Below are 22693 nucleotides of genomic sequence, written 5' to 3'. Positions count from 1 at the left end.
CGCGACGCCCCGGGCGGGCCCGGTGTTCACAGTTCTCCTTCGTCGTAGGCGTCCGGCCCTTCGGCATGGCCGTCGCGGGACGGCCCCGGGGCAAGGCCCGCCTGCTCACGCAGCTCGGTGACGAGGGCGCCCATGCCGGCGACGGTCGGCGCCCTGAGCACCTCCCGCATGGGCAGGTCGACCCCCAGCCGGCGACGGATGCCGGTCACCAGGCGGGTCGCCACCATGCTGTCGCCGCCCAGGAGGAAGAAGTTGGCCTCGCGTGCCATGACCGGGCGGCCGAGGACGGCGGCCCACAGGTCGGCCAGCGCCTCCTCGACCTCGCCCCGAGGCGGTTCGTTGCGCTGTGGGGGCCGGACGGCGCAGCGGGACAGGATCTCCTTCACACGGCGGTGATCGATCTTGCCGTTCGCGCTGAGCGGCAGGGCGGGCAGGGCCACGAGCATGCCGGGGATCATGTGCGCGGGGAGGTGCTCCGCCAGCCAGGTGCGCAGCGCGGCGGGGTCGAGACCCGGTACCTTCTCCGGGTAGCCGGCGGTGATCAGCACCACCTGGTCGGACTCCGTGGCGATCACCTGCGCGTCGGCGAATCCCTCGCGGGACAGTGCCCGCAGCCACTGCTCGGCGTGGTAGGGACGCGCCCCGTGCGCCCGCGCCGTACCGGGCAGCGCGAGCGGTGACGGCTCGGTCCGGGCCAGCAGCCACAGGCGTCCGCCCGCGGTGCCGAGCAAGGCCATGGCGGCGACGGCGGTGTCCGGGTCCGGCATCCTGCTGAGCGCGTCGTTGACCACCACCGCGTCGAAGCGGTGCAGATACTCCTCGGAGATGGCCGAGGCGTCGCGCAGGGCCATCCGCACCGGGTGCGCCGAGTTGCTCAGCCGGGCTTCGGCCGCGGCCAGTTCGGGGGCGGAGGGCGCGAGGAGCGTGTACGTCACGCTGCTCGGGTCGAGCGTTTCGAGGAGCCGGACCGCGTTGCGGCCGCCCATGGCACCCCACTCGGCGACGGCGAGCGGCCCCGGCCCGCCGGAGGCGAGCTTCGCCAGCTCCCGCGAGACCTGGGCCAGGCAGGCGTGGACCCCGGGCAGCAGATCGCCCAGTCCCTCCGTCGAAAGCGTCGGATCCTCGAACAGCGCCTCTGCGCGGGCCTCGCCCTTGACCACGGCGGTGAGCAGCGGAACGGTCCGCGCCCAGGCGTCCGCGATGCCCTCCAGGTGGGTGCCGGCCGCCTGTTCGCGCAGCCGGGCCTGCCACTGCGGGTCACGCACCTGGTCCCAGCGCGGGCCGGGCACCAGGGCGCGCGAGGAACCCGCGAGGACCGCGCGCTCCACCAGGTACTCGATCCATCCGCCGAGCAGCGCCTTGCGCTCCTCGGGGATCGGCGGCGGCCACAGGACGCCGTCGGCCGCGGGGACGCAGAGCACGTCGAGCACGGCGGCCAGCAGCGTCTCCGTCAGGGCGTGCTCACGGTCCACCGCGCCGTGTGGCGGGCGCGGGGGCTTCAGGGAGGTGGCACGGTCACGGACCGGGGCCGGCGCCCGTCGTTCGACGACGGCCGTCACCAGTTCCTTGCGTCGCTCACCGACCGCCACGGTCACCGCGTGGGCCACGCAGGGATGCCCCTGCAGCGCGGTCTCGATCTCGCCCAGTTCGACGCGGAAACCGTTGATCTTCACCTGATGGTCGACCCGGCCCAGGAACTCCAGGGTCCCGTCGGGCCAGTAGCGGCCCACGTCGCCCGTGCGGTACCAGCGTGCGCCCCGGTCGGTCACGAAGCGCTGGGCGGTCAGTTCCGGATCGCCGCGGTAGCCCCTCGCGAGGCCGTCACCGCCGATCCACAGCTCGCCGGGCACCCAGTCGGGGCAGTCCCGGCCCCGCGCGTCGACCACCCGGAAGGACTGGTTGCCGAGCGGAGTGCCGTACGGGATGGAGCGCCAGTGGGCCGGTACGGCGCCGACCTCGTGGTGGCTCGACCAGATCGCGGCCTCGGTGGCGCCGCCGAGGCCCACCAGCACGCACCGCCCGTCGGACGCGTCGTGCAGTGCGCCCGGCAGGTCGAGGCCGATCCAGTCGCCCGACAGGAGGGCCAGGCGCAGGGACTCGGGCAGCGGGTCGTGGTCCGTGGCGGTCAGGAGCATGTCCATCAGCGCGGGCACGGAGTTCCACACGGTCACCCCGAACCGGCGGCACAGCTCCAGCCACCGAAGAGCGTCACGGCGGTCCGGCTCGGCCACCAGGACCAGCGCGCCGCCCGCGGCCAGGAGGCCGAAGATGTCCCACACCGAGAGATCGAAGTCCAGTGCGGACACGGCGAGGACCCGGTCGTCGGCGGTGATGGCGAAGCGCTCGTTGACGTCCTCGATGGTGTTGACCGCGGCCCGGTGGCTGATCTCCACGCCGTTGGGGTTCCCGGTGGACCCCGACGTGAAGATGACGTAGGCGGTGTCCTCGGGGTCGGCGGGCACCGGCGCGGCGAGCGGGGCCACGCGCAACGCGTGCTCCAGCAGGAGGACTTCGATGCCGGGCCGGTCGGCCAGCGGGCTCTGGCTGCAGTCGAGGACGAGCCGGGCTCCGCTCAGGGCGAGGATCCGCTCGCGCCGTTCGGCGGGCTGGTCGACGCCGATGGGTACGTAGGTGCCTCCCGCGGCCAGCACGCCGAGCACCGCGGCCGTCTGGTCGGGCCCCTTGGGCGCGGTCACGACGACCGGGGTGCCACGGCCGACACCGCGCCGGGTGAGGCCGGCGGCGATCCGCAGCGCGCGCTCGGCGAGTTCTCCGTAGGTGAGCACACCGTCGGCGGCGCTGCCGGGTGGCCGGTCCCCGCCGGTGTCCCACAGCAGAGCCGGCGCGCCCGGCCGCTCCCGGGCGCGGGCGAAGAACGCCTCGTGCAGCAACCGTCCGCTGTGCTCCCGGAACACGGAGTTCACCTCGTCCCGGCGGCGGCGCTGGGCAGCGGGGAGCGGGAGGTCCGGTGTGCTGCTCCAGTCCGACGCCGTCAGCTCCTCCAGCAGCTGGGCGAGGGCGCTGAGCATCGTGTCGAGCATCCCCGGCGGGAACAGCTCGTCCACCGCGTCCCAGGCGAGGAGCAGGCCGTCGTCCCGCGTGCGGTAGACCTGGCAGTCCAGCCAGACCTGCGACGTCTGGGACACCATCCAGGTCAGGTCGCCGAAGAGGGCGGCGAAGGAGTCGGGGACCAGCGGCGCGTCCACGTTGCAGGAGAACACCACCGGGGCGGCACGTGGCGCCTCGGCGTCGGCCCTGATGAAGTCGCGCAGCACGTCGACACCGGAGTACGCGGCGTGGCCGACGTCCTCGTGCAGGCGCTGCTGGACGGCCCTGGCCCGTTCGGCGAAGCCGGCCCCCCGGGTCAGATCCACTTCGAGCAGGATCAGGCTGGTGAAGTCGGCGACGACGGCCTCGATGTCGGGATGTGCCTCGTGGTCGCGGTCGAACAGGGGGACGTTGAGCAGGAAGTGCTGTTCGCCGCTCCAGCGGGCCAGGACCTCGGCGAAGGCGGTGGCGATCACCACGGACGGGGTGAGGCCGTGCTCGGAGATCCGGCGCCGCAGAAGAGCCCACTGCCGCGGGGAGAGTTCGCGGGTGCGCCGCACGAAGCGGGCGACGGCGACGTCTTCGGGCACGACCTGCAACGGCAGCCCTGGGCCGCCCGGCAGTGCCGGCAGCCGCCTGGTCCAGTACTCCTTGGCGCGTTCGGTGTCGGGGCCGCGGCCGGCCTCCGCGCGCTCCGCCGCGTACTGGGGGAAGCTGTAGGCCAACTCACCCAGCGCCCGCGGGTTCTCGTACAACGCGGCCAGGTCCGCCAGGATCACCCGGAAGCTGTGGACGTCGGCGACGAGCAGGTCGATGTCCAGATGGATGCGGTGCCCGCCGCCGGGGAGGTGGCTCAGCTGGACGTCCATGACCTCTCCCCGGGCCACGTCCAGGCGTCGGTGAGAGAGGGTGTCACGCAGATCGCGCAGAGCCCGTGCGGCATCGGCCGGGTCCTCGTGGTGATGGACGGTGAGCCCGGGCCACGGCGAGGTGTCGAGTACGCGCTGGGTGGCGTCGTCGCTGAAGCAGGCGCGCAGCATCGGGTGACGGCGCATCAGGGCGCGTACGGCGGTCTCCAGCCGGGCGGCGTCGACGTACGGGGCGTCGAACTCCATGTAGGCGTGGCAGCCGTTGCCGCCCAGCGGTCCGCCGTCCGCCCGGCCGATCCAGTAGGCCTGCTGGACGGGGGTCAGGGCGAACGGCTGCCGGCCGTCGAGGCGAGAGGCGTCGGCGGGCGGCGCGGCGGATGCTCCGCCCGGGGGCAGGTGACGCGTGCCGGTGAGAATCTCGTACCAGCGCGCCAGGCGGGCGTCCTGGGCCAGCTGTGGGAAGTCGACCCGCAGACCCGCGCGGTTGAGACGGTTGACGAACTGCATCAACTGCAGGGACTGCAGACCCAGTTCGAACAGGTCGGTGTTCTCGTGCTCGGCCCCGAGTTCCATGCCGAGGAGTGCGGAGAGCTGCCTTCTGAGTGCCTCCGGACTGCCCGCCAGCTCCTGGGCGTCCGCCGCCCCGGACGAGCGTCTCAACGTGCGCTTCTGTGACATCCATTCCTCAGTTCGTCGAGAGGTGGTCTAGGGAGCGGGGTCGACTCGAATCCTTCCGGTAGGTCGCCGCCCTCGCGATGTTCTTCCGGAACTCGTGGTGTTCTTCCTGAAGTCGCGATGTTCTTCGGGAGTCGCGATGGTGTTCCTGGAGTCGCGGTGTTCTTCCGGGAATCGGCCGATGTGCCCACCCGGCTTCGCCCGGTTCCCGATGGCCGCCCCGCGGGGTTTCGCGGGGCGGAGCGGGAAGAGCCGGTGGTGTCGTCTCACCCCGTTGTCACGGGTGGCGATCCTCACGGGCCGGGGGCCGGGACGGGCCGCCTCAGCGGCCCCGGACGGGGGGCGGCGTAAGTGCGGGCACCCGGCCGTCGGCGGCGTCGCGCCGCCCGATCCGCCTGTTCTCCGTGCCGGTTCTCGACGCAAAGGTACCCATCCCACCCGTAGGACGCTCTACTTCACGCTCTGGAGATGCGCGTCCCGGTGCGGCAGCGAGTCCCGTCGGCCGGGCGGCACGTGGCGGTCGGCGCGCCGCGGCCCCGGTCACCCGCGCGGCCGGGACCGCCGCCCGCCGGCGCGTGTCACGGCCGGTTGTGGGGCCCGTCCTGCCGTCGCCGTGGACGGTTCATGGACTCGTCCGCGTCGGACGGCAACCGCACTCACGACAGCGCGTCCGTGCGTTCCGGCGCCGGGCCGGGCGGGGCAGCCTGACGGCCCGCTCGCCTGTCATTGCCGCATCCGTGCGTTCACCGCGTGCGCGGAACCCTGTCTGGTCCCGTGCGGCCGCATGGCGCGCCGGCTCGGTCCGCGCCCTTCCCCACTCCCCGCGAGGTCCCTCGCCCCTGACGCCACGTCAGGGGCTTCCCCGGGCCGCGACGGCCGCGGGCTCGGCGGCCGGGGCCACCGGAGCCGGACGTCAGCCGGAGATCGCGTACATCGCTTACCCTCCCCTAATTTCGAAACGCGTGCGAATATTACTGTAGCGCAGGTCAGGCCGATGCGGGCCAGTTCGGGAACGGATCGAGACCGAGCCGGCGAAGGTGTCCGAAAAGGGCACGGGACCCGGCCCTCCGGCAAGGCGGCCCTCACCTCGTCCACCCCGGCACGGGCGGCACGACCGAGCGGACCGGGCACACATCCCCCGGCCGTGACGCGCGCGGCGCCTGACAGGTCCGCGGCAACCGTACGGCGCCGCCCGACGGGCGGCGGGGGCCACGGAAGCCGGCCCCCGAACGCCGGCCTGTCATGCACGCGGAAACCCTTCCCGTGTGCAGTATTAACCGCAAGTCATGAGAAATGCATATGCGATTGACCGGGTGGGCGCCGGTAGCGTGGGTTACATTCCAATGAAAGGCCCACGGAAGGCGGCGAACTCGTCGGGCGAGACAGTCGCGTAAACCGATGGATGCTGCGCCCGTCGGCGGACGTCTCAGGTCAACGCCGCGTCACCGAGCGCGTCCGCGCTGGGAGAGCCGCGGGTCAGGCGGCCCCGGCGTCAGGCCGCAGCAGCCGGAGCGGGCCGGCATTTCCCCTGTTCGATAACTCGATTCTCGACGGGCATCGACCTCGGAGGACCTCAGAGAATGAATACGCCTGTTTACATTACGTCGGCTGCGGCCTGGATTCCGCCCGGAGAATCGGCGAAGGAAGCTGTGGCCGCCGGCAGGTACAGCGCCGACGACATGAATACCGATCAGATCCCCTGCCTGCCGGTCGCCCCGGACGACATATCCGTACCGGACATGGGAGTGCTGGCCGGACGCACGGCTCTCGAACGTGCCGCGCACGTGGTCGGGGACCGGATCGACCTGGTCGTGCACGCGTCGATCTATCACCAGGGCCGCGACCACCACTGGACGTCGGCGCCCTACATCCAGCGAGAGCTGGGCATCACCGGCGCCTTCGCGGTGAACGTGGAGGGCATGTCGAACGGCGGTATGGCGGCGATCGACCTCGCCATGGCCCAGCTGGAAGCGGGTCGCGGGACGAGTGCCCTGGTCACCACCTCCGACCGGTTCTGCCCTCCCGGCTTCGACCGGTGGCGGGGTTCGTACGGCATCGTCTTCGGTGACGGCTCCACCGCCATGGTGCTCTCCACGGCCGGTGGCTTCGCCCGCATCCACGCCATCGCGTCGCTCACCGACGCCACCATGGAGCAGCTGCACCGGGGCACCGAGCCGTTCACCCACGCGTACGGGCTGGTCGACGACGAGAACCTGCGTGAGTCCAAGAAGTCCTATCTGGCGCAGGTCGGACGGGAGTCGGTGCTGAAGCGTGCCGAGGACGCGCTGATGAGCGTCGTCCGTTCGGTCCTCGACAAGACCGGCCGCGAGCTGGACGACTTCGCCAAGATCCTGCTGCCCAACATGGGGCGCGGACTGATGGAGATCCAGTTCTTCAAGCCGCTGGGCATCTCGGCCGACCGGACGCTGTGGGACTGGGGCCGCTACACCGGTCACCTGGGCGCGGGCGATCTGACCGCCGAGGTGGCCCGCCTGGTGGAGAAGAAGGAGGTCCAGCCCGGCGACCAGGTGCTCCTGGTCGGTGCCGGAGGCGGATACTCGCTGACCGCCGCGGTGGTGGAGATCGAGACGGTGCCGGACTGGCCCGAGGCCACCACGGACGTCCCCCTCCCCGCCGACGTCACGGACTGAGGCCACCCACCAGCGGTTCCGGCGGCCGGTCGTGCGGCCGAGGCCGTACGGCCGGCCGCCGGACGTCCGTGTGCCCGAGGAGTCTCCTGTGCCCCTAGACCGTTTCATCCGTGCCCTGATCCAGTGGCAGGCCGCCGACCCACCGGCGCCGGCACGCACCCTCACCGCGGCCCAGCTGCGCCGTCGTTACGCCGAGAGCGCGGCCCGCTCGCGAGGTGGTGCCGCGCCCGAACCGGTGGCCGCGGTGACGGATCGGCTGATCGACAGCCGGGACGGCAGCTTCCGCGTCCGTACATACCGGCCGCTGACCGACCGCGGCCGTCTGGTGACGTATCTGCACGGCGGAGGCTGGGTGACCGGCGACGTGGACACCCACGACTCGGTGTGCCGTCGCATCGCCGCCCGCCTCGGAGCGGTCGTCGTCTCCGTCGACTACCGTCGCGCGCCGGAACACCCGTACCCCGGCCCGCTGCGGGACGCGACCGCCGCGGCCGAGTGGGCGGCCGGCGTGTTTCCCGGCCGCGACCACGTGATCGGCGGAGACAGCGCGGGAGGATCCCTGGCCCTCGGGGTCGCCATGCACCAGCGCGACCACGGTGACCTGGCGTTCGCCGCCGTGATGATGGCGTATCCACCGGCCGATCCCGAGATGAAGTCGGAGTCGATGCGCGCGTACGGGACGGGTCATCTGTCGGACGCCGACGATCTGCGGTGGTACTACGAGCAGTACGTGCCGAATCCGGAACACCGCGCGGACCCGGCCGTCGATCTGCTCCACGCCGACCTTCGCGGGCTGCCGTCGACGGTGATCGGCACCGCCGAGTACGACGGGCTGCACGACGAGGGCGTCGAACTGGCGGCCCGGCTGGAAGCCGCCGGCGTCGCGGTGGAACACGTGCCGGCGCCGGGCCTGGTGCACGGCTATCTCCTGATGGCCGACGTCGTTCCGGCAGCCTCGGCGGCGATGTCCGAGTTGCTCAGCGCGGTGGAACGGACCCTGGCCCCGGTGCCGGTCGCGAACTGAACCGCGCATCGGGCGAGGTCCCGGCGACCCACCCGGGTCCGCGGCACCGGACGAGCCGGCCGGTGTCATCGAGGAACACCCCACGTTCCCGGAACGCAGGAGGTCAGACGATTCGGACCGAGTACCGGCAGAAGCCGGGTGAACCGTCAGCGGCACCGCGGCCGCTCTCCGCGCCGTCAGGCACACGCCGCGGCCGACCGCGGTCCGGACCTGTCCCAGCGCCTCCGGCCCGGCCCGGGTGCCGCCGATGAGCCGAGCCGCGACCACCCCCACATCCCCTCGCACGGCCTCCGGCGGGCCGCAGGCCACGCCCCCGTTCGTCGTGCTGCTCGGCCCCGACTACGCGGGCAAGTCGTCCGCGCTGGCGGAGCTGGCCGACGGCGCGTCCGCCTGGCCGATCGTGTCGCTCGACGACGCGTTCCTGGAGCCCGGCCACTCCCTGATCGGCCGATTGCGCCGCAGCCTGGTCGGCGACGTCATGCCGGCCCTGCACCGTGACTACTCCCCGGACTTCATGGTCACCCTGCTGCAGACCGCGGCGCTCCACCTGCGCGACAGCATCGAGCGCAGCCCGCGGGCACCGGTCCTGGTGGACTCGTACTACTACAAGCTCCTCGCCAAGTGCCGGCTGTCGGGAGTCGACGACCACCCGATGTTCGACTGGTGGCGCAGCTTCCCCCGGCCGCATCGGGTGATCTTCCTGGAGGTGTCGGCGGCGACCGCGTGGCGACGCAGCCGGCAGGGAGCCGAGGTCAATCCCCTGGAGTACTACGGCGACCGGCCCGAGCGCGCGTCGTTCGAGAAGTACCAGTCCGATCTGAGCAAGGTCATGTGGGAAGAGATCCGGGACCTTCCGGTCACCGTCATCGAGGAACAGGACCACGCCTCGCTGACCGCACAGAAGATACGAGAGGTGATGACCCATGACTTCTGCTGACCTCCGGTCGGACCCCGACCGCGCGCGGCGGTACCGGGACAGGGTCTTCGGTGAACGGGAGAACCTTCGGTCCGCGCTCGCCGACGCCCGGGGCCACCAGCAGCGCGTCCTCACCGAACTGCTGGAACACAACGCCGGCACCGAGTACGGCCGCGCCCACTCCTTCACCGCGATCCGTTCGCTCGACGACTTCCGCAAGGCCGTACCGATCAACGACTACGCGGCGCTGGCACCGTGGATCGACCGGATGGCGGCGGGCGAGTCCAACGTGCTGTCCGCGGACGACCCGGTGGTGTACTTCACCAGCAGCGGCACCACCGGTGACCACAAGAAGATTCCGGTCACCAGGAGCTTCATGCGCCGGACCTTCTTCCCGTTCTACTACGCGGCCTGGGCACCGCTGATCGAGCACTTCCCCGACGTGCTGGAGCGGCCGGACGCGGTGCTGAACCTCAAGCACGACCCGCGGCCCGCCCCGCCGACCACCGCCTCGGGCCGACCCCATGTCGGCGCCAGCCAGGTCGACTTCGGCTCGCGGTTCGGCGAGCCGCTCTCCGCCGAGCCCGGCACGTCCGCGCCGTGGGCCGAACTCGCGGTGCCCGTCGAGGAGAACGACCACCTGGAGAAGACGTATCTGCGGCTGCGCCTCGCGGTGGAGAGCGATGTGCGCTGCGTCATCGGCATCAACCCGGCCATGGTGGCCGCCGTGCCGCACCAGTTGAACCTGTGGTGGCCCCGGCTGGTGAAGGAGATCCGGGACGGCACGCTCGGCGGGGTGCCGTACCGCAGCCCCGACCCGGAGCGGGCCGCCACGCTGGAGCGGCTGGCCGATCACTTCGGCACGGTGCGACCGGCCCATGTCTGGCCCCGTATGCGGGCGCTGTTCTGCTGGACGACGGGCATGGCCTCGCTCTACATGCAACGGCTGCGCGAGGAGTTCGGTACCGGCGTGGCCGCCCTGCCCGCGCCCGTGGCCGCCTCGGAGGGGCCGGTGGGTGTGCCGTTCGACCGGCATGGGTCCGCCGGATCCCTGGTGGTCACCGCCTCCGTCTACGAGTTCCTGGACGCCGAGTCGGACCTGCGGCCCGACGCGCCGACCCTGACCTTCGACGAACTGGAGACGGGCCGCGACTACCACGTGGTCTTCAGCCACATCGGAGGGCTGTACCGCTACGCGGTGGGCGACGTGGTACGCGTCATCGACCGGGTCGGCGGAGTGCCGAGGGTGGAGTACGCGGGGCGCAGCACCCGTTCGGACGCCGTCGGTGAGCGGTTGCGCGACGCGCAGGTCATCCGCGCGCTCGCCGCGACCGCCCGGGGCACGGGACTCGATGTCACGAACGCCGCCTGCCGGGTGCACCGGACCGACGGCGCCGCCCCTCACTACGAGTTCGCCGTCGCGGCGCCCGGCGAGTGGAGCGTGCGGGAGACCGACCGGTTCGCCGCCCTGCTGGACGACAGCATCGGGCGCGAGGCTCCGGCCTATGCGACGGCACGTTCGAGCGGACGGCTGGGCCCCGTGGCCGTGCGGCGCGTCGACGGCGACGCCTTCCTGCGTGACTGGCAGTCCAGGGTCGCCTCCGGCATCCGGCCGACTCAGGTCAAGGACCGTCTGTTCAGACAGGATTTCGCTTCATGGGAACGACTGACCGGCACCGCGCGGGTCGGCCGGGAAGGACAAGCATGACCGAGGCACTGGACGCCGTCGAACGGACCGCGCTGCTCACGGCGGCGCTGCGCGCGGCGGAGAGCAGCCGCGACGACCGGCTCTACAACGACCCCTACGCGGCCCGGCTGGCCGGTGACGCGGGCCCGGAGCTGCTCGCCGAGATCCGCGAGGCCACGTTCCCCAAGGACGCCCCGCGCACCCTGCCGAGCACCCCCGACTACAACGCCATCCGCACCCGGTTCTTCGACGAGTTCCTCCAGCGGGCGGCGCGGGATCCGCGGACGGATCAGATCGTCCTGGCGCCGGCCGGGATGGACTCGCGCGCCTACCGGCTGGACTGGCCCTCCGGCATCCGCTACTTCGAGGTGGACCGGCCCGCGGTGCTGGCCTACAAGGAACAGCGGCTGCGCGGGATACCGCCGCGGGTCGACCACCACTCGGTCGCCGTCGACCTGACCTCCCCGGACTGGGAGGCCGAGCTGATCGCGGCCGGCTACGACCCCGGCCGCCCGTCCACCTGGCTGCTGGAGGGGCTGCTGTACTACATCCCCGACGAGGACGCGCACCGCGTCATCGAACGGGTGGGGAAGATCATGAGCCCCGGCAGCAGGATCGCCGCGGACATCGTCAACGCGGCCGCGCTGACCCTGCCCGACATGCGCGGCCTGCTGGACGTGTTCGCCGGCTGGGGCTGCCCGTGGCTGTTCGGCACCGACGAGCCGGAAGAGCTGTTCGCCGCGCACGGCTTCACCGTGGAGGCCGCCCAGCCAGGCGACCCGGAAGCCGACTACGGCAGGTGGCCCGACCCGGTGCCGGACCGGTCCGTGACCGGGGTGCGCCGGGTGTTCTTCGTCCACGGGACAAGGGACTGAGATGGCGGACGCCCTGGTCGTCGGCGGAAGCTTCGCCGGCCTCGCCACCGCCCTCGCACTGCACGGCTCCGGGTACCGGGTCAGGGTGCTGGAGCGCTCCGGCCCGCCGCCCGAGGGCCCGGTGGGGCGGGCCGTGCCCGGGTGGCATCGGCCGACGGTCCCCCAGGCGGTCCACTCCCACACCCTGACGTCGGTCGGTGTGCGGGTGCTGCGCCACCGGGCCCCGCGGCTGCTGTCCGCGGCGCTGGAGGCCGGAGCGGAACTGCTGGACCTCGTCGAGGCCCTGCCTTCGCCGGTCGAGGACCGGGCCCGGGAGGTCGGTGACGAGGATCTGGTGGACCTGGCCTGCCGGCGCACCGTCCTCGAGCTGCTCCTGTACCGGGCCGTGCGAGACCTGCCGCAGGTCCGCATCGACCACGGAACGCTGGTCCGCGGGCTGGTCCTCGACCCGGCGTCCGAGCGGGTGCGCGGGGTGCGCACCGACAACGGTGACGTGATCCCGGCCGCGGTCGTGATCGACGCCACCGGCCGGCGCACCGAGTCGCGCGGCTGGCTGACCGCGGCCGGGGTGCCGGTCGCGGAGGATCTGGTCCAGCCGAGCGCCATCACCGGGTACAGCCGCCAGTACCGGCTGCTCGGCTCCGGCCGGCCCGGACCGCTCAACCGCGGCAACGCCGTCGGAGGGATCTTCGACCACTACGCGGCGGCACTGCATCCAGCGGACAGCCGGACCTTCGCCGTCGCGGTCATGGTGCCCCCCGGCGACCGGGCGACGGACGGCCTGCGCACGCCGGGCGGGTTCACCGCCGCGGCCCGCGCGACACCCGGCATCGGCGCCTGGCTCGAGCCGGGTGTCAGCGAGCCCCTCACCCCGGTCAACGTGATCGCCTGCCCGCCGAACGTGCTGCGCGGCACGGTCACGACCCGGCAGCGGGCGGTGGCCGGCCTGTTCGCGGTCGGCGACGCGGCCTGTGTCACCAATCCGCTGTACGGGCGCGGGATGTCGCTGGCTCTGGATCAGGCCTTCCGGCTCGCCGACCTCCTCGCCGACGCCCGGGTGGACCAGGACCTGAGCGGGGCCGCGGCCCGGCTGGCCGAGCGGTTGTTCACGCCCTGGTACGAGTTCTCCGCCCAGGAGGACCAGGAGCGCACCGACCGGTGGAACACGGCGGTCGGTGACGGCCGGCCCCCGAGGTCCCGGCCGGACCGGCCCGCGGAGCGGACGAGGGCCGAGCGGGTACGGGACGCGGCGCTGACCGACGGGCTGGTCTGGCGCTCGCTGATCCGCGTGATCATGGGCCTGACCACCCCCGCCGAGGCGTTCGGCGACGAGAAGTTCCTGGCCCGGGTGGACCAGGCGCCCCCGATCGACCCGGCGCTGCTGCCGCAGGCGCCCAGCCGGGACGAGTTCGTCCGCGTCATCTCGAAGGCGGAAGGAGCGTAGCGGTGCCGGCTCTCCACGAGACCTCGGTGCGCGACAGCCACCGGCCCGAAGAGGCCGGGGCGGGGTCCCCGCGGTCCCTCGGGCGGCGGGTGCTGCTGGCCCCGGTCACCGTCACCCCCTCCAAGCCCCTCACGCCGAGCCATCTCAAGGGGCTGCTGTGGACCGACGTCATGTACCGGGCCACCGCGCAGCTGGCGGACGTGACCTACCGGTACAGCCCGACCACCTATCACCTCACCGAACAGACCCTCGGCTTCTGGGAGTACCTCGACCGCACCTTCGGCGACACCGACTACTCGGGCCTCTCCGAGGAACGCATCGGGGAGATGTACGTCGGCTACCGGCACGAGGAACGACGGGCCGGCGCCGCCGCCCTGCGGCCGTACGCCGAAGCGGTCGAGCAGCAGGGCTGGGTCCATCCGGCGAGTGCCCGCGTGCTCGAACTGTGGGCGGGGCACTATCGGCAGCTCGGTATGCACGACCCCGGACTGCTCGCCCACCAGCCGCCCGGGCTGGGCCTGGAGGAGGTCCTCGACCGTCTCGGCGCCCTGGGCATGTGTCTCGACCAGCGCGCCCACGGCAGTCCGGTCTACCTGGACGCCACCCGGCACGGGCTTCCCCTGCGCCAGATCGTCGACGCGCAGGGCCGGCCCAACTATCTCGCCTGTGCGCTCAGGGAACTCCTGCCGCTCGCACCGGAGTTCGACGAGACGGTGCTGCTCTACGACCGGGAGCTCGAACCCGACTACCTGTTGCTGGAGCGCACCTTGTCCGCGTTCGGTGCGACCGTCCGCCGGGTCCCTCTCGGCCGGGTGCCGATCGACGGCAGGATCCGCTCCGCGCGGCACGGCGACTGGCACGACCACACCGCCCGGGCCCTGCTGGGCAAGGCCGCGGCCGAGTACGACGACGCGGTGCTGCGCCTGGGGATGCGGCTGTACTTCATCGCCGTGCTGGGACCCGGCCAGCAGCAGTCGTTCGGCCACGATGTGCTGCGGCAGAGTCTGACGCGCGCCGCCCGGCTGCTGTCCGGCGGCCGGGTCACCGATCCGGCCCCGCTGCCCGAGGTGATGGCCCGGCACCGCGGCGCCCACCTGTACGTCAATCCGTACCGGCTCACGTCCAGCCTGCTCGCCAAGCACCGGCCGGCGCCGGCTCACCGTCTGCTGTCGGCGGTCTACCTGTGATGATCTCCCAGGAAATGCTCCGGGAAGAGCTGGCTCAGCGGATCGCCGCCGCACGGCCGGAACTGGCCGCGCGACTGGATCTGTCGTCCCCCGACGGGCTGCTGGCCGCGCGGCGGGAGATCCTCCAGGCGGCGCAGGACGCCAAGGTGCTGGCGATCTGCGTGCTGCGCTCCTTCGACCTGCCGACGTGGGTGCGTGCCACCTGTGAGTTCGCCGGCCAGATCGGCCCGGACGCGGCGGCCGAGTGGCGTCGTGACTTCACCCGCACCGTGTTCCTGGCGGGGAACCCGTCCAACCTCGTGGACCGGTTCGCCCTGGACCATGTCACCGAGGACGGGTCGGCTGCCTGGCAGGGCCCGGCGCCCGTCGGCGACAGCGCCACTCTGCGCCGTCTGCTGAAGCTCTTCGACGGGTCGGCGGAACTGCCCGCCTCTCCCCCGGCCGTGGTACGCGTGGGAGAGGGCCGGGCCGGCGAGGGACGCACCCCGGTCGGACGCGACCTGTATGTGGCCACCGCCGGGGTGACCACCGCCGATTGCCTGGTGCACCTCAACCATCTGCTGGCCGAGGCCGTCCTGGACGGACTCATCGGCCCCGGCGACCGGCTCACCGTCCGTCAGGTCCCCTGGCTGTCCGGCCTGCCCGGTCCCTTCGCGGCCCTGCGGATCACCGACTCGCCCAACCGACCCACGGAGTTGCGTGTCTACGCCGCTCTCACCGAGGAAACCCACGATGACTGACCGGACGACCACCCGCCCGGCGGACCGCCCGATCCGCCTGGGCTACCCCAGCTCCCCGCGCACGGCCCTCGACGTCCTCGCCGGCGCCGGGCTGGGCGAGGACGGCGCCGTGCTCGCCCCCTACGATCTCACCGACCCGTTCTCCGCGCTGCGCAAGGGGGAGCTGGACGTGATCCTGGTGAAGTTCGGTCCCCGGGAGGCCGATCTCGCCACGAGCGACGTACTGCACTTCGAGTCCCGCGCGGTCGTCGTGGGCGCGGGCCATCCGCTCGCCGGCCGGGACAGCGTGTCCGTGGAGGAGGTCGCCGGCTATGACGCCTTCGACCGCCCCGGCGACTTCCCCGCGTACCTGTGGGACGAGATCGTGCCGCCCCGTACCCCCGGGGGCCGCGAGATCCGGCGACGCCACCGGGTGGACACCATCGCCGAGATGATGGCCCTGGTGGTCGGCAGCGACGCGGTGCACCTCTCGGTGGCGTCGCTGGCCGACATCGCGCCGCCGGCCGTTCGGGTCGTCCCCGTCCACGACCTGCCGCCCACCCCGGTCTGCCTGGCCTGGCGCCGTGAGGTGGAACTGCCGGAGCGAGTGGCACGCTTCATAGCCGCCGCGGAGGCCGTCGGCGCGGCGGCACGCGAGCGGTGAGACCGGGTCCCGCGCGGCCGCCGCGGGACCCGGGTCAGCCGTGCAGGACCCGGCGGATGGCGTCGATCTGGTCGCGCACCATCCGCTCCGACACCGCTGCTCCGGTGATCCCGGTGCACGCGTGGAAGGTGCCGTCGTAGTGGTGCAGTTCCGTCGGCACGCCGGCCTCGATGAGGCGGCGGGCGAAGTCGAGGTCCTGGTCGCGCAGCGGATCGAACTCGCAGGCCGAGATGAACGTGGTGGGCAGCCCCGCCAGCTCCCCGGCCCGGCCCGGAGCCGCGTAGGGTGAGACGTCGGTCCGTTCGGCCGCGTCCTTGCCGCCCAGGTAGTGGTGCCAGCTCAGCAGCAGGCTGTTCCGGTCCAGCACCGGTGTGTCGACGAAGGCGAGGGCGGACGCGGAGTCCAGCCGGTCGTCCAGTGCGGGGAAGCTCAGGCACTGCATCCGCAGACGCGGACCGCGCTCACGCGCCAGCAGGGCCAGCCCGGCGGCCAGCGCGCCGCCCGCGCTGTCCCCGGCCACGCCGAGCCGGTCGGTGTCCACACCCAGCTCGGGCCCGTGCGCCACGACCCACTCGAGTACGGCGTGACAGTCGTACAGCCCGTCCGGGAAGGGGTGTTCCGGGGCCAGCCGGTAGTCCACCGAGAACACCATGACCCGGGCCTGCTCGGCGATGCGCAGCACCGCCGAGTGATTGGTGTCCAGGTCGCCGCTGATCAGCCCGCCCCAGTGGGTGTACAGCAGGGCCGGGAGCGGTTCGGTGACCCCGTGCGGCCGGTAGACCCGCACGGGCACGTCGGGGGCGCCGGGCGGCCCTGGGACCGTACGGTCCGCCACGTCGACCGGTTCGGCCGGCCGGTACACCGGCAACTGCGCGACCAGCTCGGCCAGCTCGGCCCGCACCGTGGCCACATCGGTGTAGTCGGAGGGCATCAGCTGCGGTGCCCACGGGGCGAGTTCGGGGTCGTACGCGTACGACATGCGGGTTCCTCCCGTCGAAGGACGGCCAGGGCCGCCGCCGGGCGCCCCTGCGCCGGTGTGATCAGTCCAGCTGGAGTTCGGGCGAGTGCTGCTCCAGCCAGGTGTGCAGGTCGAGCACCCGCTCGAGGCCGGCCCGTACGGCCACCGTCATGCCCGCCGGGTCCTGCGCCACGACCTGCTGTGCCCAGCCGCGGTCGACCAGCGCGAACACCGGGGTGTCCGGGACCGCGACGAGCTCCTTCACCTGCTGCTGGAGGATCGACGCGTATCCGGGGTCCTGCGGCGACGGGTACGGGCTCTTGACCCGCTCCACCACCGACTGCGGCATCACATGAGCCGCGGCGTGCCGCAGCAGGCTCTTCTCCCGGCCGTCGAACGTCTTCATCGACCAGGGCGTGTTGTAGACGTACTGGACGAGTTCGTGGTTGCAGAAGGGCACGCGCACCTCGAGCCCGACCGCCATCGACAGGCGGTCCTTGCGGTCCAGCATGTTGCGTACGAAACGCGTCAGGTGCAGGTGGAACACGGAACGCATGCGCCGCTCCGGCTCGGACGCGCCGTCGAGGTGCTCGACCTCGGCGAGGGCCGTCGCGTACTGGTCGGCGGTGTAGGTCTCCACGTCGAGGCGCTTGCGCAGGCCGGGCTCGATGTGGTCGGTGCGGGCCGCGAGGCTCAGCGGGGGGATGACCGCCATCCATGGGAAGGTCTGGACGCGGGTCAGCGCGTCGTTGTGGAACCAGGGGTACCCGCCGAACACCTCGTCGGCCGACTCCCCCGACAATGCCACCGTCGAGCGTTCCCGGATGGCCTTGAACAGCAGGTAGAGCGAGTTGTCGAGATCACCGAAACCGTTCGGGATGTCCCGGGCGCCCACGGTCGCGCGCCGCACCGCGGGATCCGATATGTCGGCCGGGTTCAGCATCACGTCGTGGTGCGCGGACCGCACATGCGCCACGACATCGCGCACGAACGGCGAGTCAGGCGTGTCGCGCATCTCGTCGGGGACGAAGTTCTCCTCCTGGCCGGCGAAATCCACCGAGAACGTGCGCACCTGCTCGCCCCGCAGGGCCAGCCGCTCGGCCGCCAGTCCGGTGATCGCGCTGGAGTCCAGCCCGCCCGAGAGCAGCACGCACTGCGGCACGTCCGAGATCAGCTGCCGGTCGACGATCCCGGTGAGCATCTCCCGCACCCGCGCCACGGTGTCCTCACGGCTGTCCGTGTGCTCGATCGCCCGCAGGCGCCAGTAGGTGCGCTGCCGGAGTCCGCCACGGTCGACGCTGATCAGCGTGCCGGGCAGCATCTCGTGCATGCCCTTGTAGAGGGCCCAGCCCGGAGTCTTGGTCTGCGCGAACAGCTCCCGCAGTCCCTCCGTGTCGACCACCTTGCGCACCAGCGGGTTCGCCAGGATCGCCTTGGGTTCGGAGCCGAACAGCACCCCGTCCGGCGTCGGGTAGTAGAAGAGCGGCTTGATCCCCATGCGGTCGCGCACGAGCAGCAGCCGCTGCTCGCGCTCGTCCCAGACCGCGAACGCGTACATACCGTCGAGGTGGTCCACGACGGCCTCGCCCCACTCGAGGTAACTGCGGAGCACGACCTCCGTGTCGCTGTCGGTCCGGAACGCGTGCCCCCGCGACTTCAGCTGATCCCGCAGTTCCTGGAAGTTGTAGGCCTCCCCGGAGTACACCATGGCGACTTCGCCGGCCGGCGTGTCCACGCTCATCGGCTGCGTCCCGCCGGGCAGGTCGATCACGGCGAGACGCCTGTGCCCCAGCCCCGCATGGGTGCGCAGATACGTGCCTCGGCCGTCCGGCCCCCGGCAGGCCATCGTCTCGGTCATCGCGTCGAGCATTTCGCCACGCTGCGTCAGATCAGCGTCGAACGAGACCCAACCGGCAATCCCGCACATCAGACAACTCCGTTTCCACTGGTTTCCATGCATTTCTCGAAGAGCCGGACCGTGAGGGTGATCGGTTCTCCCGCTCTCGAAAGCAGAGGCATTCGGGGACCCCGGAAAGAGACGCGAGCCGTAACGGATCGCGCAAAAGAATCAGTCCGCATCAATATCGGCAGACTACCGATCCGCCCCTTCGCGTCACAATGTTCATTCCACCCGGGCCCCCGTGCGTTTCTCACGTAACGGAGAACACGGCCGGGACCGTTCAGGACCGGTCGGCCGGCGGGCGCAGGCGCAGTTCCCGGTCCGCGGCGAGGGCGAGCAGGTCGGCGTCATGGCTGATGAGGACGACCACCGCACCCCCCGCGGCGACGTCGCGCATGGAGCGCGTCATCGAGCGCAGGTGACGGCGGTCGACACCGGAGCTGGGCTCGTCGAAGATGACGACGCGCCGGCCGCTCAGCCGTGCGGTGGCGACGACGAGGCGCTGCTGCTGGCCGCCGGACAGGGACAGCGGGTGCCGGTCACCGAAGCCGGCCAGGTCGAGATCGGCGAGCACGGTGGCGGCGTGCCCCGCCTCCTGCGGGACCGCGCCGAGGCGGAGTTCGGCGGTGACGCTGTCGGTGAACAGCTGCCGCTGCACGTCCTGCATCACGATGGCCGTCTCGCGCTGCCGCCGCGCGCGGGACAGCGGGCGGCCGTCGAGGAGCACCTGGCCGGCATGGCGCTGAAGCCCGGCGAGGATGCGCGCGAGGGTGGTCTTGCCCGCGCCGTTGGGGCCGGTGACGGCGGTGATGACACCGGCGGGCAGCCGTGCTTCCGCGATGTCGAGGACGGTGCGCCCGCGGAACCCGCAGCGGATGCCGCGCAGGACGACTCCCCCGCCATCCGGTCCGGGGTCCGGTGTGGCCGGCCCGGGATCCGGCGCCGTGTCCAGGGAGCCGGTCCCGCCCGGCTCGACGCTGGGACCGAACGCGTGGGCCGGTGGCACCTCGGTGCGTTCCGGGGCGTCGAGGCTGCGCAGGCCCTCCTGGCGCATCATCTCGTCGGTCAGCCCGGCGACTTCGGCCCGGGACCACTCCTTGGCGACGGCGCCGTCCTGCATCACGACGATACGGTCGGCGAGTTCACGCAGGTAGTGCAGGCGGTGCTCGGCGATCACGAGGGTCGTGCCCCGCTCCCTCAGGCGGCGCAGGATCGCGGTGAGGTCCGCGATGCCCTGGGGGGAGAGGTTGGAGGTGGGTTCGTCGAGCAGCAGGACCGGCGGGCCGTGGGTGACGGCCGCCGCGCACGCCACCCGCTGCTGCTGACCGCCCGACAGCTCCCGCAGTCGCCCTTCGAGTTCGTTCATGCCGAAGTCGTCGACGACCTCACCGACCCGTTCGCGGATGCGCTGCGGCGGTGTGCCGAAGTTCTCCAGGGCGAAGGCCAGTTCGGTGTCGATGGTGTCGGTGAAGAACTGGCGGCGCGGATGCTGGAGCACCGTGCCCGTCACCCGCCCGACCTGCGCGAGATCGGTGATCGCCGCCCCGTCGACGCGGACCTCTCCTTCGAGGGTGCCGTCGTGGAAGTGCGGGATGAGTCCGTTCATCAGCCGCAGCGCCGAGCTCTTGCCCGATCCGCTCGGCCCGCAGACCACCACGGTCTCGCCTCGCCGGATGTGCAGGTCGAGGCCGTCGAGTACGGCCGTGTCCCCGCCCTGGTACACCCACCGGACGTTCTTCAGCTGGATCACCGTCCGGCCCTCCACAGCAGCGTCGCGGCCACCAGCAGCAGCACGACGACCACGGCGACCGCGTCGGCGGGGCCGAACCGCGGCGGGTACATGGTCGTCGGCCGCGGCTGGGAGCCCAGCCCGCGCAGCAGCGCCGACGCCGAGAGGTCCTCCGCCGAGCGCAGACTCGACGCGATGAGCGGCACGGTGAAGTACTCGAGGCTGCGCACGGGATGGCGCAGCATCGCCAGCGGGCCGCCGAGCCCGCGCAGCCGCATGGCGTCCCGCACCGCCCGGGCCTCCGCGACGATGGTGGGGACGAACCGCAGCAGCACCGAGCCGGACACGGTGAACGCCGCCGGTACCCGCATCGACCGCAGCGCGGCGGTGAACCGGGTCGGCGGGATGGTCTCGATCAGGTGGACGGCGATGCCCGCCACCGCCACCAGCCGGAGCGAGAACCCGCCCATGACACCGATGACGCCGAGGATCGGCCACGGAGCGGCCAGCGGCAGCAGATAGGCCACCGCCACCGCGGCCCCCGCGGCCAGCGGCAGTCCGACGACGCGCCGCCAGGCTCGCTCGGAGATCGCCAGCAGCACGCCGGCGACCAGGGCCGCCGGAACGAACAGCAGCCCGCCGGGCGCCATGATGGTGATGCTCGCGGCCAGCAGGATCGCCACCGCGGTACGCGGGTCCAGCGCCCGTCGCGAGACGGCCTCCTGCGGCGCGGCGGGAACCGTCGGGGCCAGGGCCGGCGCGCCGAGCCGGGAACTGGCGCCGGTCACACCAGCCCGGCTTTCCGGAAGTGCTTGTCCAGCAGGCGCAGCCCGAGCACGCCGCCGATCAGACCGAACACCAGCGTGGACAGGTCGAAGCCGATCAGCACGCCCGGGGACAGCAGCGAGTCGAGCCGCTCGACGTAGTCCGGGTCCATCTCCGCCATGTACGGGCTGGTGAGGAAGTCCTCCCGGGCATAGAACATCGGCAGGAACAGTCCCACGAACCAGGTGCTGAACGCGGCGTAGGCGAGCACGCTCAACTGTCGCGAACGGTACCGGCCCGCCCACAGCAGAGCCTCGGCGATCAGCGCGGCCACCACGCCGACGACGAGCGTGACCGGCGGGCTTCCGATGAGCAGCATGAAACCGGTCACGATGACGGCGAGCAGGGTGACCATCCCGGCATGCCGCACGCGGGTGAGGAACAGCATGAACGGGATGCCCCCCGCGACGATGCTGGCCGCGCTCGTGACCAGTGTCATCACCGGGCTGATGAATTCGAGCAGGTTGAAAAGCCCCACCGTCACGATGTAAAGGGCTCCGAAGACCCCGACATTGATGAGATCTCTCGGGCTCATCCGGACGTCAATACGGTGATCGGTGACTTCGACGCTCACAGTGTCCTGTCCTCACCTCGGCTGTGGGAATGGTGCCGGAGCTGCCGTTCGGCCGGGGGAATACACCGAACGGCAGCTCCGTGGCCGGCGGGGGATTACGAGCCCCGCCGGCCGGTGCCGCCGACTTGTCCAGTCGGCGGACGATCAGGGGGCCGACGGCCACGGGATCACCGAATCCTCCGACGCCACGCGCGCGTGGGCCGTGAGGAGTTCGATGACCGATTCGCGGTGCGTGTCGAGATAGAAGTGACCGCCCTCGAAGGTGCGCAGTTGGCAGGTGCCGTCGGTGACCTCCCGCCAGCCCTCGGCCTCCAGCCGGTCGATCTCGGGATCCCGGTCGCCGTACAGCACCGTGACCGGCAGGCGCAGCCGCTCGCCCGGGACCGGCCGGTAGGTCTCGCTCAGCCGGTAGTCGCCGCGGATGACGGGGAGGAACGCCTGGATGAGCGAGGCGTTGTCGAGGATGTCGAGGTGTGTCGCCTCCGTGCGGCGCAGTTCCTCGATCAGCTCCTCGTCGCTGCCGAGATGCACCCGGCCCGGCCGGGTCAGCTGCGGGGCCGGGTGCCCCGACACGACCAGCGCCGTGGGCGGTTCGCCCGCCGCGGCCAGGCGGCGGGCGGTCTCGTAGGCGACGACGGCTCCCATGCTGTGCCCGAACAGCACGGTCGGCAGCGGTGGCCCGTCGTTCGTCAGGTCGGCCGCCAGCCCGGCGGCGACGGATTGCAGATCCGACGGCACCGGATCGCCGTACCGGTCCTCCCGGCCCGGATACTGAGCGGCGAGGAATTCGACGTCCCAGGGTGCCGCCGCGGCCCACGACCGGTAGTAGCTCGCGCTGCCGCCGCCGTGCGGGAACAGCAGCACCCGGGCCCGGGCGTACGGTCGTGGTGTGAGGCGGCGGAACGCGCCGAGGTGACGGTCGGGCGACAAGGCTTCGAACATCTCGGC

The 22693-nt window shown here is 72.1% G+C and carries 16 protein-coding genes; 9 read left to right on the top strand and 7 right to left on the bottom strand.

What is annotated here, in order from left to right; translation table 11 throughout:
• Nucleotides 1–26: 26 nt before the first annotated feature.
• The gene (locus tag VE614_RS16240; protein ID WP_324937062.1) at nt 27–4595 is read right to left on the bottom strand and encodes a non-ribosomal peptide synthetase; all 4569 of its coding nucleotides are present in this window, start codon (nt 4593–4595) and stop codon (nt 27–29) included.
• Nucleotides 4596–6271: 1676 nt separating this feature from the next.
• Here VE614_RS16240 and VE614_RS16235 point away from each other — a divergent pair.
• The 9 genes from VE614_RS16235 (at nt 6272) to VE614_RS16195 (ending at nt 15759) form a co-directional block, all read left to right on the top strand.
• On the top strand, nt 6272–7243 hold the full coding sequence (locus tag VE614_RS16235; protein WP_324937060.1) for a ketoacyl-ACP synthase III family protein: 972 nt from the start codon (nt 6272–6274) through the stop codon (nt 7241–7243).
• An 88-nt stretch (nt 7244–7331) separates the two neighbouring features.
• A complete protein-coding gene (locus VE614_RS16230) occupies nt 7332–8267 on the top strand; it encodes an alpha/beta hydrolase (protein ID WP_324937058.1) in 936 nt (311 codons plus the stop codon).
• 247 nt (nt 8268–8514) lie between these two features.
• Entirely contained in the window at nt 8515–9204 is a 690-nt protein-coding gene (locus VE614_RS16225) for a hypothetical protein (RefSeq protein ID WP_324937056.1), read from the top strand.
• Nucleotides 9191–10891 (top strand): GH3 auxin-responsive promoter family protein, encoded by a 1701-nt coding sequence (locus tag VE614_RS16220; protein WP_324937054.1) that lies wholly within the window; start codon nt 9191–9193, stop codon nt 10889–10891. Before VE614_RS16225 ends, VE614_RS16220 begins: the two co-directional genes overlap by 14 nt.
• On the top strand, nt 10888–11745 hold the full coding sequence (locus VE614_RS16215) for an SAM-dependent methyltransferase (RefSeq protein WP_324937052.1): 858 nt from the start codon (nt 10888–10890) through the stop codon (nt 11743–11745). The genes VE614_RS16220 and VE614_RS16215 overlap by 4 nt, the downstream gene beginning before the upstream one ends.
• Nucleotide 11746: 1 nt before the next feature.
• Complete coding sequence (locus tag VE614_RS16210) at nt 11747–13189, top strand: hypothetical protein (protein ID WP_324937050.1); 1443 nt, start codon at nt 11747–11749, stop codon at nt 13187–13189.
• 26 nt (nt 13190–13215) lie between these two features.
• Complete coding sequence (locus tag VE614_RS16205) at nt 13216–14376, top strand: hypothetical protein (protein WP_324937109.1); 1161 nt, start codon at nt 13216–13218, stop codon at nt 14374–14376.
• Nucleotides 14376–15116: a DUF6182 family protein gene (locus VE614_RS16200; protein ID WP_324937048.1), complete on the top strand. Its 741-nt coding sequence runs from the start codon at nt 14376–14378 to the stop codon at nt 15114–15116. The genes VE614_RS16205 and VE614_RS16200 overlap by 1 nt, the downstream gene beginning before the upstream one ends.
• On the top strand, nt 15109–15759 hold the full coding sequence (locus VE614_RS16195) for a LysR substrate-binding domain-containing protein (protein WP_324937046.1): 651 nt from the start codon (nt 15109–15111) through the stop codon (nt 15757–15759). Before VE614_RS16200 ends, VE614_RS16195 begins: the two co-directional genes overlap by 8 nt.
• A 34-nt stretch (nt 15760–15793) precedes the next feature.
• Here VE614_RS16195 and VE614_RS16190 read toward each other — a convergent pair whose 3' ends face one another.
• The 6 genes from VE614_RS16190 to VE614_RS16165 form a co-directional block, all read right to left on the bottom strand.
• Nucleotides 15794–16738 (bottom strand): alpha/beta hydrolase, encoded by a 945-nt coding sequence (locus VE614_RS16190; RefSeq protein WP_324937044.1) that lies wholly within the window; start codon nt 16736–16738, stop codon nt 15794–15796.
• A 61-nt stretch (nt 16739–16799) separates the two neighbouring features.
• Nucleotides 16800–18644, bottom strand: a complete 1845-nt coding sequence (gene asnB, locus VE614_RS16185; RefSeq protein WP_324937042.1) for an asparagine synthase (glutamine-hydrolyzing) — start codon at nt 18642–18644, stop codon at nt 16800–16802.
• A gap of 253 nt (nt 18645–18897) precedes the next feature.
• A complete protein-coding gene (locus VE614_RS16180) occupies nt 18898–20367 on the bottom strand; it encodes an ABC transporter ATP-binding protein (protein ID WP_324937039.1) in 1470 nt (489 codons plus the stop codon).
• Nucleotides 20364–21134 (bottom strand): energy-coupling factor transporter transmembrane component T, encoded by a 771-nt coding sequence (locus VE614_RS16175; RefSeq protein ID WP_324937037.1) that lies wholly within the window; start codon nt 21132–21134, stop codon nt 20364–20366. Before VE614_RS16175 ends, VE614_RS16180 begins: the two co-directional genes overlap by 4 nt.
• Nucleotides 21131–21745, bottom strand: a complete 615-nt coding sequence (locus VE614_RS16170; protein WP_324937035.1) for an MptD family putative ECF transporter S component — start codon at nt 21743–21745, stop codon at nt 21131–21133. Before VE614_RS16170 ends, VE614_RS16175 begins: the two co-directional genes overlap by 4 nt.
• A gap of 144 nt (nt 21746–21889) precedes the next feature.
• On the bottom strand, nt 21890–22687 hold the full coding sequence (locus VE614_RS16165) for a thioesterase II family protein (RefSeq protein WP_324937033.1): 798 nt from the start codon (nt 22685–22687) through the stop codon (nt 21890–21892).
• Nucleotides 22688–22693 lie beyond the last annotated feature (6 nt).

Source organism: Streptomyces sp., from assembly GCF_035645055.1.
In the GTDB taxonomy this organism is placed as follows: Bacteria; Actinomycetota; Actinomycetes; order Streptomycetales; family Streptomycetaceae; genus Streptomyces.
The sequence above is the reverse complement of the archived record's forward strand: the minus strand, read 5'-3'. Positions and strand labels throughout refer to the sequence as shown.